Raw genomic sequence first — 12,056 nt, forward strand, 5'->3', positions numbered from 1 at the left:
CGGGCACTTTCGGTAACGATCGTGTCCAAATTAATGAAATTTTTAATCCAGCAGCTTCATTGCCAGCCGCAGGGTGTCTTCAGGATCAATAATGTTCTCAATTTTCCCTACCACACGCATGCCGAAAACGAGGCAGAGTATTAGCTGCGCCGCCGCTTCAGCGTTCAGCCTCTGAGAAAACGATCCGTCCTGCTGCCCTTCCTCGACCAGAGTGACAATCAGGCGCTTATTGCGCATCACGGCCTGCTCCACCAGCTCCGCCAGTTCCTTATCCAGCCCCGTTAACGCCACCACGCTACCCACCACCAGGCACCCTCGCCTGCCTTCCACATCGTGCGCGGAATCAATATAAAATCGTAGCAGCGCCATCAGCCGTTCCCGGCCATCAGCGAGGCTTTCAAGCCTGCGACGCAGTTCTGTATTACGACAGGAGGTATAGCGTTCAAACGCGCGAAGAAACAGCGTGCGCTTGTCTGTAAACGCTTTATAAATACTGCCCGAGGTCAGCATCATTGCTGCGCTGAGATCGGTGATGGAGGCGGCATGAAAGCCCTTCTGCCTGAAGAGCTGCATGGCGCTCTCCAGCGCGCGATCGGTATCGAATTCTCTGGGGCGTCCGCGATCTTTGCGCGGCGTTTGGGTGAAAACTGAATTGTTCATCGTGATTCTTTATGGAAACGATCGTATCCAAATTATAGTCATAAGCACCCCTTATGCAAGTTATCTCTACACGTCGGTGAGAATCGGCTTATTTTATGCTGTTGGTTAAGGATATTGAAAACAGAAAGCCGACATAAATTCACACTTATGTCGGCTTTATCATTCGAAGCGAGCGTTACATGTGTTTAATCATCGCATCGCCAAACTCTGAAGATTTCAGCAGTTTAGCGCCTTCCATCTGACGCTCGAAGTCATAGGTCACGGTTTTGGCGGCGATTGCGCCTTCCATGCCTTTAACAATCAGGTCAGCGGCTTCGAACCATTCCATATGACGCAGCATCATTTCAGCTGAGAGAATAACGGAACCAGGGTTCACCTTATCCTGTCCGGCATATTTTGGCGCGGTGCCGTGCGTGGCTTCAAACAGCGCACACTCGTCGCCGATGTTGGCGCCAGGAGCAATACCAATACCACCCACCTGAGCCGCCAGGGCATCAGAGATGTAGTCGCCGTTCAGGTTCATACAGGCGATAACGTCATACTCCGCAGGGCGCAGCAGGATCTGTTGCAGGAACGCATCGGCAATCACGTCTTTAATCACAATCTCTTTGCCGCTGTTCGGGTTCTTAATTTTCATCCACGGGCCGCCGTCAATCAGCTCGCCGCCGAACTCTTCTTTCGCCAGCTGGTAACCCCAGTCTTTGAAAGCGCCTTCGGTGAACTTCATGATGTTGCCTTTATGGACCAGGGTCACGGAATCACGATCGTTGGTGATTGCATACTCGATTGCCGCGCGAACCAGGCGTTTGGTGCCGGCTTCAGAGCATGGCTTGATGCCGATACCGCACTGCTCAGGGAAGCGAATTTTCTTCACGCCCATCTCATCACGCAGGAATTTAATCACTTTGTCTGCTTCAGCAGAACCCGCTTTCCATTCGATACCTGCATAGATATCCTCAGAGTTTTCACGGAAAATCACCATGTCGGTATCTTCAGGACGTTTAACCGGGCTTGGAGTGCCGGTGTAGTAGCGAACCGGACGCAGGCAGATATAAAGGTCGAGCTGCTGACGCAGCGCCACGTTCAATGAACGAATACCACCGCCAACCGGCGTAGTCAGCGGGCCTTTGATGGCAACGCGGTACTCTTTGATCAGATCAAGCGTTTCTTCTGGCAGCCAGACGTCCTGACCGTACAGCTCAACGGATTTTTCACCGGTGTAAATTTCCATCCAGGAAATTTTACGCTCACCGTTGTAGGCTTTCTTCACGGCAGCATCGACCACTTTAATCATCACGGGAGAGACGTCCACGCCAATGCCGTCGCCTTCGATAAACGGGATGATTGGGTTGTTAGGTACGTTCAGTTTCCCCTGATCCAGGGTGATTTTCTGACCTTCCGCCGGAACAACTACTTTGCTTTCCATCAACCTCTCCTTCGAGCGCTTATTTGTTAATGATTTGTAAGATGCGCGTCAATACTACTTGAATATTGCCGTCGCGCCAATCATCTCAGGTTTACGTTATAATGCGCTCATTATTATCGGGTGCAAATAACATGCGTAAATCTTTCGTTAAGAATCACCGCGTTAAACGATTCAGCTCTGCCCGCGCAGCAAAACCGACGGCCAAAGGGCCACGCCGCGTTATCGTTTTCAATAAGCCCTTCGACGTGCTGCCGCAGTTCACCGACGAAGCCGGGCGTCAAACGCTGAAGGATTTTGTGCCCGTGGCCGATGTCTACGCGGCCGGTCGGCTCGACCGCGACAGCGAAGGCCTGATGGTATTAACCAACGATGGCGCGCTCCAGGCAAAGCTCACGCAGCCGGGCCAGCGTACCGGAAAAATCTACTTTGTGCTGGTTGAAGGTGAGCCTGATGAAGAGTGCCTGCAACGGCTGCGCGATGGCGTTAATCTGAAAGATGGCGCAACGCTGCCTGCCAGCGTTGAACGCGTAACGGAACCAGACTGGCTCTGGCCGCGTAATCCTCCCATTCGCGAGCGCAAAAGCATCCCGGTGAGCTGGTTGAAAATAACCCTGCATGAAGGTCGCAACAGGCAGGTACGGCGCATGACCGCCCACATTGGTTTCCCCACGCTGCGCCTGATCAGGTTCGCAGTGAGCGCGCTGGAGCTGGGCGACTTGCAGCCCGGCGAATGGCGTGAGATAAGCGGCGAAAGCATCCGCTAAATAGTCGAACAAGGAGGCAGATATGTTTAAACCCCACGTAACCGTGGCGACGGTCGTTCAGGCGGAAGGTCATTTTCTGGTGGTCGAGGAGATGGTGCGCGGGCGCGCCACCTGGAATCAGCCTGCCGGACATCTTGAGGCAGACGAAACGCTGCTTCAGGCCGCCGCGCGTGAGCTGTATGAGGAAACGGGACTGGAAGGCGTACCGCAGGCGTTTCTGAAGCTGCATCAGTGGATAGCACCTGATAACACGCCCTTTCTGCGCTTTCTCTTTGCGCTGGATTTACCAAAAATGCTGCCCACTTATCCGCAGGATCGCGACATTGACCGCTGCTGGTGGCTGCCGCCGGAGCAGATCCTGACGGCAAAAAAGCTGCGTTCTCCGCTGGTTGCGGAAAGCATCCTGATCTATCAGCAGGGCGAACGTTTCCCGCTGGATTTGCTTCGCGCGTTCCAATGGCCCTTTAGCGAGGATGCGCCCGCCGCTGACGCGTGGTAAACTACGCCGCAATTTTAAAGGGCAACCTTTGAACCGCCACACTACGTCAGGACCTTCTCATGTCTCTCAGTCAGAAAAAAGTGATCGTCGGCATGTCCGGCGGCGTTGATTCCTCCGTTTCAGCCTGGCTTTTGCAGCAGCAGGGCTATCAGGTTGAAGGCCTGTTCATGAAAAACTGGGAAGAGGACGACGGAGAAGAGTACTGCACGGCGGCGGAAGATCTCGCCGACGCGCGTGCGGTTTGCGACCGGCTGGGGATTCGCCTGCACACGGTCAACTTTGCCGCCGAATACTGGGACAACGTCTTCGAACACTTCCTTGAGGAGTATAAGGCAGGCCGCACCCCTAATCCGGATATTCTCTGTAATAAAGAGATCAAATTTAAAGCCTTTCTGGAATTTGCCGCCGACGATCTCGGCGCTGATTTTATCGCCACCGGTCACTATGTTCGCCGTCAGGACATTAACGGTAAAAGCCGTTTGCTGCGCGGTCTGGACGATAACAAAGACCAGAGCTACTTCCTCTATACGCTGAGCCATGAGCAAATTGCCCGGAGTCTGTTTCCCGTGGGCGAACTCGCCAAACCGGAGGTGCGCCGTCTGGCAGAAGAGCTGGAACTGGCTACCGCCACGAAAAAAGACTCTACCGGCATCTGCTTTATCGGCGAACGCAAATTCCGCGACTTCCTTGGGCGCTATCTGCCCGCGCGGCCCGGCCTGATTGTGAATACCGACGGTGAAACCGTCGGCGAGCATCAGGGGCTGATGTATCATACGCTTGGTCAGCGCAAAGGGCTTGGTATCGGCGGCACCAAAGAAGGCAGCGAAGATCCGTGGTACGTGGTTGATAAGGATGTGGCAAACAACCTGCTGGTGGTAGCACAGGGGCCCACGCATCCGCGCCTGATGTCGGTTGGCCTTATCGCGCAGCAGCTTCACTGGGTCGATCGCGAGGCGCTGCGCGAACCGCTGCGCTGCACGGTGAAAACGCGCTATCGTCAGACGGACATTCCCTGCACGCTTCACCCGGAATCCGACGATCGTATTGAAGTACGCTTCGATGAACCGGTTACCGCCGTTACGCCCGGCCAGTCAGCGGTATTTTATCTTGATGAAATTTGTCTCGGCGGCGGCATAATCGAAGCGCGTTTGCCGTTAATCTGATTTACCGCTGCCGCGCGACGTCTCAGGCGTGCCGGTTTTACAGGAGTAACCGTGGCTAAAAATTATTATGACATCACGCTGGCGCTGGCCGGGATTTGTCAGTCGGCCCATCTGGTGCAGCAGCTTGCGCATCAGGGGCACTGCGCCGGCGAGGCGCTGGATACCTCGTTGAAAAGCGTTATCGATCTGAATCCGCCCTCCACGCTGGCGGTTTTTGGTAATGATGAAAGCAATCTGCGGCCCGGACTGGAGGCGCTTTTAGGCATGTTGAACAGCAGCAGCCGACGCGGTGCCGGGGCAGAACTGACGCGCTATACCCTCAGCCTGATGGTGCTGGAGCGTAAGCTGAGCGCCAGTAAAACCGCTCTCAATACGCTGGCGGAGCGCATTGCGCAGTTGGATCGCCAGCTGGCGCACTACGATCTGAATTCCGATACGCTACTGGGCGCCATGGCGGCCATTTATGTTGACGTGATCAGCCCGCTCGGCCCGCGTATTCAGGTGACCGGTTCGCCCGCCGTGCTGCAAAACAGCCAGATCCAGAGCAAAGTTCGCGCCACGCTGCTGGCCGGTATTCGCGCCGCGGTGCTGTGGCATCAGGTTGGCGGCGGCCGCCTGCAACTGATGTTTTCGCGCAACCGCCTTGCCAGAGAAGCAAAGCAAATGCTGTCCCGCATGTCCGGGCCTTCACTTTAAACTTAATTGTCCAGGAGTCGCACTGATGGAATTATCCTCTCTGACCGCTGTATCACCCGTTGACGGCCGCTATGGCGACAAAGTCAGCCCGCTACGCGGCATCTTCAGCGAATATGGCCTGCTGAAGTTTCGCGTGGAGGTTGAGGTTCGCTGGTTACAAAAGCTGGCCGCCTGCGCAGAGATCGGGGAAGTTCCTGCATTTGACGCCGACGCAAACGCTTTCCTTGATGCCATTGTCGCTGATTTTAATCAGGAAGACGCCGCACGTATTAAAACCATTGAGCGCACCACCAATCATGATGTGAAGGCCGTCGAATATTTCCTGAAGGAAAAAGTTGCGAACGTTCCGGCGCTGCACGCCGTGTCTGAATTTATTCACTTCGCCTGTACCTCTGAAGATATCAATAATCTGTCGCATGCCCTGATGCTGGAAACGGCCCGCCGTGAGGTGATCCTGCCTTACTGGCAGCAGATCATCGGTGCGGTGAAGGCGCTTGCCATACAGTATCGCGACATTCCCCTGCTCTCACGCACCCACGGTCAGCCCGCCACGCCATCAACGCTCGGCAAAGAGATGGCGAACGTGGCTTACCGTTTCGAACGCCAGCTGCGTCAACTTGAGCGCGTTGAAATACTGGGCAAAATTAACGGCGCGGTGGGTAACTATAATGCGCACATCGCCGCCTACCCGGACGTGGACTGGCATCAGCTGAGCGAAAGCTTTGTGACCTCGCTGGGGATCACCTGGAACCCTTACACCACGCAGATTGAGCCGCACGATTACATTGCAGAACTGTTCGACTGCATCGCTCGCTTCAACACCATCCTGATCGATTTCGATCGCGATATCTGGGGCTACGTGGCGCTTAACCACTTCAAACAGAAAACCATTGCCGGCGAGATCGGCTCTTCGACCATGCCGCATAAAGTCAACCCGATCGACTTTGAAAACTCAGAAGGCAATCTGGGCCTGGCGAATGCGGTGATGCAACATCTGGCGAGCAAGCTGCCGGTGTCCCGCTGGCAGCGTGACCTGACCGATTCGACGGTGCTGCGCAACCTCGGCGTCGGCGTCGGTTATGCGATCATCGCCTATCAGGCCACGCTGAAGGGCATCTCCAAATTGGAAGTGAACCGCGACCGCCTGCTTGACGAGCTGGATCATAACTGGGAAGTGCTGGCAGAGCCTGTCCAGACCGTGATGCGCCGTTACGGCATCGAAAAACCTTATGAGAAGCTGAAAGAGCTGACGCGCGGCAAACGCGTGGACGCGGAAGGCATGAAGGCCTTTATCGACGGTCTGGCGCTGCCGGAAGAAGAAAAAACCCGGCTGAAGCAGATGACGCCGGCCAACTATCTCGGCCGCGCCGTGCAGATGGTTGACGATCTGAAGTAACCCCCGCCGGGCCGGTTTCCCCGGCCCGCGTTAACGCATGGTTTAGCTCTTTTACTCTATACTCAGCCGGATCACCTTGTTTAAGAGTATTGATATGCGTGTACTGATTGTGGAAGATAATTCTGTGCTCCGCCACCATCTTGCCGTGCAACTGCGCGAGATGGGCCATCAGGTTGATGCTGCGGAGGACGCCAAAGAAGCGGACTATTACCTCAGCGAACATACGCCGGATATTACGCTGGTTGATTTAGGCCTGCCTGATGAAGACGGCATGACGCTGATCCGCCGCTGGCGCGCACAGGCGGCGAAACAGCCGATCCTGGTGCTGACTGCGCGGGACGGCTGGCAGGCGAAAGTTGAAGCGCTGGAAGCCGGTGCCGACGACTACGTCACCAAACCTTTTCACATTGAGGAAGTGGTCGCACGCATGCAGGCGCTGATGCGCCGCAACAGCGGCCTCGCCTCGCAGGTGGTCACGCTGGGCGCATTTCAGATTGACCTTTCGCGCCGGGAACTCAAAATCAGCGAGCAGCAAATTAAACTCACCGCCTTTGAATACACCATTATCGAAACGCTGATCCGCAACGCAGGCAAGGTGGTCAGCAAAGATTCCCTGATGCTTCAGCTTTACCCGGACGCGGAACTGCGCGAAAGCCATACCATTGATGTACTGATGGGCCGGCTGCGTAAAAAGATGCTGGCCGAGCATCCGGGCGACGTGATAACGACCGTGCGTGGTCAGGGCTACCGGTTTGATCTCTGATCGATGAAGCGCTTTCGCTCTGCCCGCCCCTTCTCGCTGCGCGCCCGTTTTCTGCTGGCTACCGCCGCCGTGGTGCTGATCCTGTCGCTCTCCTGGGGCATGGTGGCGGTCTTCGGCTACGTGGTCAGTTTCGATAAAAACAGCTATCGGGTGATGCGCGGCGAAAGCAATCTGTTCTTTACCCTCGCACAGTGGCAGGACGATCGGTTGACTATCGCTAAACCAGAGCGCGTCTCGCTTAATTTCCCCACGCTGGTGTTTATCTATAACGATAAAGGCAAGCTGCTGTGGCAACTACGCGACGTGCCGGAAATCCGCAAAAAAATCAAAAAGAACTGGCTGAAGCACGCCGATTTTTATGAAATCGATACCGATAACAGCACCAGCCGCCAGGCGCTGGGTAACGATCAGGAAGCGCAGAACCGACTCACCGCCTATGACGATGACAATAACGACACGTTCACGCACTCTGTCGCGGTCAATCGCTATACGGCGACTGCCTCGCTGCCCGCGCTCACCATCGTCGTGGTCGATACCATTCCGCAACAGCTTCAGCACGCCGACGTGGTGTGGTCGTGGTTCAGCTATGTGCTGCTGGTCAATCTGCTGCTGGTTATTCCGTTGCTGTGGCTGGCGGCGCACTGGAGCCTGCGTCCGATCGGCACGCTGGCCGGCCAGGTTCGCGAGCTGGAGAGCGGCAGCCGCGACACGCTTGAGCCGCACCCACCGCAGGAGTTGCGCAGCCTGGTACGCAATCTCAATCTGCTGCTGGATAACGAACATCAGCGCCATACGCGCTATCGCACCACGCTGAGCGACCTCACCCACAGCCTGAAAACGCCGCTGGCGGTGCTGCAAACCACCTTGCGATCGCTGCGCGGCACGCTGCCGATTGAACAGGCAGAACCAATCATGTTAGAGCAGATCAGTCGTATTTCGCAGCAAATTGGCTACTATCTGCATCGCGCCAGCATGGAGGCGGATCACAACGTGCTTAAGCGTGATCTTCATTCGGTGCCTGCCCTGCTCGACAGCCTCTGCTCGGCGCTGAATAAAGTTTATCAACACAAAGGCGTGACGCTCACGCTGGATATTTCTCCTGAACTGACCTTCATCGGCGATCAAAATGACTTTATGGAAGTGATGGGCAACGTGCTGGATAACGCCTGCAAATACTGCCTTGAATTTGTAGAGATCAGCGCGAGACAGACGGACGATCAGCTGCATCTGATCGTCGAGGACGATGGCCCGGGCATCCCGGAAAGCAAGCGGGATATGATTTTTATTCGCGGACAGCGCGCCGACACGCTGAGACCGGGTCAGGGTTTGGGACTGTCGGTTGCCCGCGATATTCTGGAACAGTACACCGGCGATATTATTGCGACGACCAGCCCGCTCGGCGGCGCAAAGATGGAGGTGGTTTTTCGCCGTCAGGGCGTGCTGCACGACGATCCCTGAGCATGCGGCAAATGCCTGGCGCTCACAGTGCTGTTATACTCGGCTAAATTCAGCGTCACAGGAAAATTGCTCATGGATTATCAGCTCGATCTCAACTGGCCCGACTTCATTCAGCGCTACTGGCAGAAACGTCCGGTAGTGCTCAAGCGCGGATTTAAAGACTTTGTCGATCCCATCTCGCCGGATGAACTGGCCGGGCTGGCGATGGAGAACGAAGTGGACAGCCGCCTGGTCAGCCATCAGGACGGCAAGTGGCAGGTCAGCCACGGCCCGTTTGAAAGCTACGATCACCTTGGTGAGAATAACTGGTCGCTGCTGGTACAGGCGGTCGATCACTGGCATGAGGCTTCTGCCGCGCTGATGCGACCGTTTCGCTTCCTGCCGGACTGGCGCATCGACGATCTGATGATCTCCTTCGCGGTGCCGGGCGGCGGCGTCGGGCCGCATCTCGATCAATATGATGTCTTCATCATTCAGGGGACCGGCCGTCGCCGCTGGCGCGTGGGCGAAAAAGTGCCGATGAAACAGCACTGCCCGCACCCCGATTTGTTACAGGTCGATCCTTTTGAAGCGATCATTGACGAAGAGCTGGAACCAGGCGACATCCTCTATATTCCGCCGGGCTTCCCGCATGAAGGTTATTCGCTGGAAAATGCCATCAACTACTCCGTTGGCTTCCGTGCGCCGAGCGGACGCGAGCTGATCAGCGGCTTCGCCGACTATGTGTTGTCACGCGAGCTGGGCAGCTATCGCTTTGCCGATCCGGATATTCAACCGCGCGACAACCCGGCCGAGATCCTGCCACAGGAGATCGACGGCATTCGCGCCATGATGCTTGAGGTGGTGAATCAGCCGGAACAGTTTAACCAGTGGTTCGGCGAGTTTATCTCTCAGTCACGCCACGAGCTGGATGCCGCGCCGCCGGAGCCGCCTTATCAGCCGGATGAAATATATGATGCGCTGCACGAAGGTGACTCACTGACCCGCCTGGGCGGCCTGCGCGTACTGCAAATTGGGCAGACCGTTTTTGTTAATGGCGAGCAGGTGGAATCTTCACAGCACGCTGCGCTGATGAGCATGGCGAACCAGCAGGTTCTGAATGCTGAAGCGCTGGGTGTGGCGCTGGACGATCCCTCTTTCCTGACGCAGCTCACCGCACTGGTCAACTGCGGTTACTGGTTTTTTAGCGAAGAAGAGTAATACTCTCCGGCCCTGAACGGGCCGGATGTTTATTGCTTGCGGGCGCGCTCGGCGGTTAACGCGGCGATGCGCGTAATGGTCGCCACCGCTTTTTCCATGTTGTCCAGCGAAGCAAACTCATGCTTACCGTGATAGTTGTAGCCGCCGGTAAACAAATTTGGACACGGCAGCCCCATAAATGAGAGCGCCGCGCCGTCGGTTCCGCCGCGAATGGGCTTCACGTCCGGTTCAATATCCAGATCCCGCATCGCCTGAAGCGCAATATCAATAATATGTGGATGCGCCTCAATTTTTTCTTTCATATTGAAGTAGCTGTCGTCGATCTGCACCTCAATTGAGCAGTCGGCATGGAGCCCTTTTGACAGCGATGCAGCAATATTCTGCATGGTCTGTTTGCGCGCCGCAAAACTGTCACGGTCAAAATCGCGAATAATGTAGTGCAGCTCCGCCTTATCAACCACGCCCTTGATGCCGTGCAGATGATAAAAGCCTTCATAGCCTGACGTCTGCTCCGGTACCTCTTTCTCTGGCATCGCCGCATGAAAACGCATCGCCAGATCCAGCGCGTTAACCATCACGCCCTTCGCCGTGCCCGGATGAACGTTATTACCCGTGATCTTAACGGTCACCGAGGCGGCATTGAAGTTTTCATATTCAAACTCGCCCATGCCGCCGCCGTCAACGGTGTAGGCCCACGACGCGCCAAACGCGTTGACGTCAAAGCTGCGGGTGCCGCGTCCTACCTCTTCATCCGGCGTGAAAGCGATGCGAATGTCGCCATGCGCAATGTTTTCACCTTTTAAACGCGCCAGCGCAGTCATAATTTCCGCCACGCCGGCTTTATCATCCGCGCCCAGCAGGGTTTTGCCGTCGGTGGTGATCAGCGTATGCCCGGTCAGACTGTGCAGCACCGGAAACATCACCGGCGAGAGAATTTCATCGCCCATGCCTAAAGCGATGTCGCCGCCGCGATAGTTTTCAACAATCTGTGGCGTCACATGCTTTGCCGTGAAGTCTGGCGACGTATCCATGTGGGCGATAAATCCAATGGTCGGCACCGGCCACGCTACGGTGGAAGGCAGCGTCGCCATAACAATTCCGTGATCGCTTAGCGTAACGTCTGACAGCCCCAGCGCTTCAAGCTCCGCTTTGAGCACGCGAGCCAGCGTCCACTGCCCCTCCGTGCTTGGCACCTGCCGCACATTACTTTTGGACTGCGTGTCGTAAGAAACATAGTTTAAGAAGCGATCGAGTAATTTGTTCATCTGTCGTCCCTCTGAATACGAGCACATATTATTAACATCTCAGCGCCCCGGAGTTTTGCGTCAGGTCACTTCCGCAGCGAAAAATCCATGCACTGTTAACTTTAGCGGCTTGTGGCATCGTCGGGCCATATTTTCTGCGCGCCGTAGTGAATGAGACTGTAAAAGCGCGCCGTCTGGCTGCCATCATTACGATACGTATGCGGTTGATCGGCCTGAAAACGCAGCCCCTGCTCTGCCTCAAGCGTATGCCACTGGTCACTGACCTTCAGCATCAGCTGGCCCTCGATCACGATAACGTGTTCAATGACGCCGCGTTCATGCGCCGAGGACACGCTGCATTGCCCGGCAGCCAGCTCAACGATCAGCATGTCGACGCGCAGCTCGTCATCAAAGGGAAACATTGACGCCGCGCGCATGGCGGCGCTGTGCTGCTGCCAGACCGGCTGCGGTGCGCCAGGCGTCGCTTTGCAAGGGGCATCAGGTAACCGCGAAGTGATAAACAGCGAAAACGGCACGTTAAAACCCGTGGCGATTTTCCACAGCGTGGCGACCGTCGGGCTGGATTCTCCTCGCTCGATTTGCCCCAGCATCGCTTTACTGACGCCGGTTTGCGCGGCAGTCTGGCTCAGGCTCCAGGCGCGCGCGGCGCGCAGCGCTTTCAGCGTTGATCCCGGATCGGGCGGTAAATCACTCATGGCGGCTCCCTGACAAGATTCAGTTTGTGCGTTATAACGCACAATGCTACATTGGACGTTATAACGCACAA

The 12,056-nt window shown here is 56.0% G+C and carries 12 protein-coding genes; 8 read left to right on the forward strand and 4 right to left on the reverse strand.

Annotation, left to right across the window (positions count from 1 at the left end; genetic code table 11):
- Positions 1-42 precede the first annotated feature (42 nt).
- Together GS12_RS03845 and icd are read right to left on the reverse strand one after the other, a co-directional pair.
- A complete protein-coding gene (locus GS12_RS03845) occupies positions 43-660 on the reverse strand; it encodes a TetR/AcrR family transcriptional regulator (RefSeq protein WP_034944096.1) in 618 nt (205 codons plus the stop codon).
- Between the two features lie 175 nt (positions 661-835).
- On the reverse strand, positions 836-2,086 hold the full coding sequence (icd, locus tag GS12_RS03850; protein WP_034914163.1) for an NADP-dependent isocitrate dehydrogenase: 1,251 nt from the start codon (positions 2,084-2,086) through the stop codon (positions 836-838).
- Positions 2,087-2,187: 101 nt separating this feature from the next.
- Here icd and rluE point away from each other — a divergent pair, with 101 nt between their 5' ends.
- From rluE to GS12_RS03890, 8 genes are all read left to right on the forward strand, one after another.
- On the forward strand, positions 2,188-2,850 hold the full coding sequence (rluE, locus tag GS12_RS03855) for a 23S rRNA pseudouridine(2457) synthase RluE (RefSeq protein ID WP_034944099.1): 663 nt from the start codon (positions 2,188-2,190) through the stop codon (positions 2,848-2,850).
- A 22-nt stretch (positions 2,851-2,872) separates the two neighbouring features.
- The gene (locus tag GS12_RS03860; RefSeq protein WP_034944101.1) at positions 2,873-3,349 is read left to right on the forward strand and encodes an NUDIX domain-containing protein; all 477 of its coding nucleotides are present in this window, start codon (positions 2,873-2,875) and stop codon (positions 3,347-3,349) included.
- Between the two features lie 59 nt (positions 3,350-3,408).
- Positions 3,409-4,512 (forward strand): tRNA 2-thiouridine(34) synthase MnmA, encoded by a 1,104-nt coding sequence (mnmA, locus tag GS12_RS03865; protein ID WP_034944104.1) that lies wholly within the window; start codon positions 3,409-3,411, stop codon positions 4,510-4,512.
- Positions 4,513-4,563: 51 nt separating this feature from the next.
- Positions 4,564-5,208, forward strand: coding sequence for a high frequency lysogenization protein HflD (gene hflD / locus GS12_RS03870; RefSeq protein ID WP_034944107.1), 645 nt, complete (start codon positions 4,564-4,566; stop codon positions 5,206-5,208).
- Between the two features lie 25 nt (positions 5,209-5,233).
- The gene (purB, locus tag GS12_RS03875) at positions 5,234-6,604 is read left to right on the forward strand and encodes an adenylosuccinate lyase (RefSeq protein ID WP_034944109.1); all 1,371 of its coding nucleotides are present in this window, start codon (positions 5,234-5,236) and stop codon (positions 6,602-6,604) included.
- 94 nt (positions 6,605-6,698) lie between these two features.
- Positions 6,699-7,367 (forward strand): two-component system response regulator PhoP, encoded by a 669-nt coding sequence (gene phoP, locus GS12_RS03880; protein WP_034914148.1) that lies wholly within the window; start codon positions 6,699-6,701, stop codon positions 7,365-7,367.
- 3 nt (positions 7,368-7,370) lie between these two features.
- Complete coding sequence (phoQ, locus tag GS12_RS03885; RefSeq protein ID WP_034914146.1) at positions 7,371-8,825, forward strand: two-component system sensor histidine kinase PhoQ; 1,455 nt, start codon at positions 7,371-7,373, stop codon at positions 8,823-8,825.
- Between the two features lie 72 nt (positions 8,826-8,897).
- Positions 8,898-10,025 (forward strand): ribosomal protein uL16 3-hydroxylase, encoded by a 1,128-nt coding sequence (locus tag GS12_RS03890; protein ID WP_034944111.1) that lies wholly within the window; start codon positions 8,898-8,900, stop codon positions 10,023-10,025.
- Positions 10,026-10,054: 29 nt separating this feature from the next.
- On the opposite strand, the gene pepT is transcribed toward GS12_RS03890, so the two are convergent.
- Together pepT and GS12_RS03900 are read right to left on the reverse strand one after the other, a co-directional pair.
- Positions 10,055-11,290, reverse strand: coding sequence for a peptidase T (pepT, locus tag GS12_RS03895; RefSeq protein WP_034944112.1), 1,236 nt, complete (start codon positions 11,288-11,290; stop codon positions 10,055-10,057).
- A 101-nt stretch (positions 11,291-11,391) separates the two neighbouring features.
- Entirely contained in the window at positions 11,392-11,985 is a 594-nt protein-coding gene (locus GS12_RS03900) for a helix-turn-helix domain-containing protein (RefSeq protein WP_034944114.1), read from the reverse strand.
- Positions 11,986-12,056: the final 71 nt, after the last annotated feature.

This window comes from Erwinia oleae, from assembly GCF_000770305.1.
Classification (GTDB): Bacteria; Pseudomonadota; Gammaproteobacteria; order Enterobacterales; family Enterobacteriaceae; genus Erwinia; species Erwinia oleae.

Excerpts from the sequence above, each read along its gene's own strand:
- GS12_RS03845 (WP_034944096.1), bottom strand. The coding sequence starts at position 660 with ATGAACAATTCAGTTTTCACCCAAACGCCGCGCAAAGATCGCGGACGC.
- icd (WP_034914163.1), bottom strand. The coding sequence starts at position 2,086 with ATGGAAAGCAAAGTAGTTGTTCCGGCGGAAGGTCAGAAAATCACCCTG.
- rluE (WP_034944099.1), top strand. The coding sequence starts at position 2,188 with ATGCGCTCATTATTATCGGGTGCAAATAACATGCGTAAATCTTTCGTT.
- GS12_RS03860 (WP_034944101.1), top strand. The coding sequence starts at position 2,873 with ATGTTTAAACCCCACGTAACCGTGGCGACGGTCGTTCAGGCGGAAGGT.
- mnmA (WP_034944104.1), top strand. The coding sequence starts at position 3,409 with ATGTCTCTCAGTCAGAAAAAAGTGATCGTCGGCATGTCCGGCGGCGTT.
- purB (WP_034944109.1), top strand. The coding sequence starts at position 5,234 with ATGGAATTATCCTCTCTGACCGCTGTATCACCCGTTGACGGCCGCTAT.
- phoP (WP_034914148.1), top strand. The coding sequence starts at position 6,699 with ATGCGTGTACTGATTGTGGAAGATAATTCTGTGCTCCGCCACCATCTT.
- phoQ (WP_034914146.1), top strand. The coding sequence starts at position 7,371 with ATGAAGCGCTTTCGCTCTGCCCGCCCCTTCTCGCTGCGCGCCCGTTTT.
- GS12_RS03890 (WP_034944111.1), top strand. The coding sequence starts at position 8,898 with ATGGATTATCAGCTCGATCTCAACTGGCCCGACTTCATTCAGCGCTAC.
- pepT (WP_034944112.1), bottom strand. The coding sequence starts at position 11,290 with ATGAACAAATTACTCGATCGCTTCTTAAACTATGTTTCTTACGACACG.
- GS12_RS03900 (WP_034944114.1), bottom strand. The coding sequence starts at position 11,985 with ATGAGTGATTTACCGCCCGATCCGGGATCAACGCTGAAAGCGCTGCGC.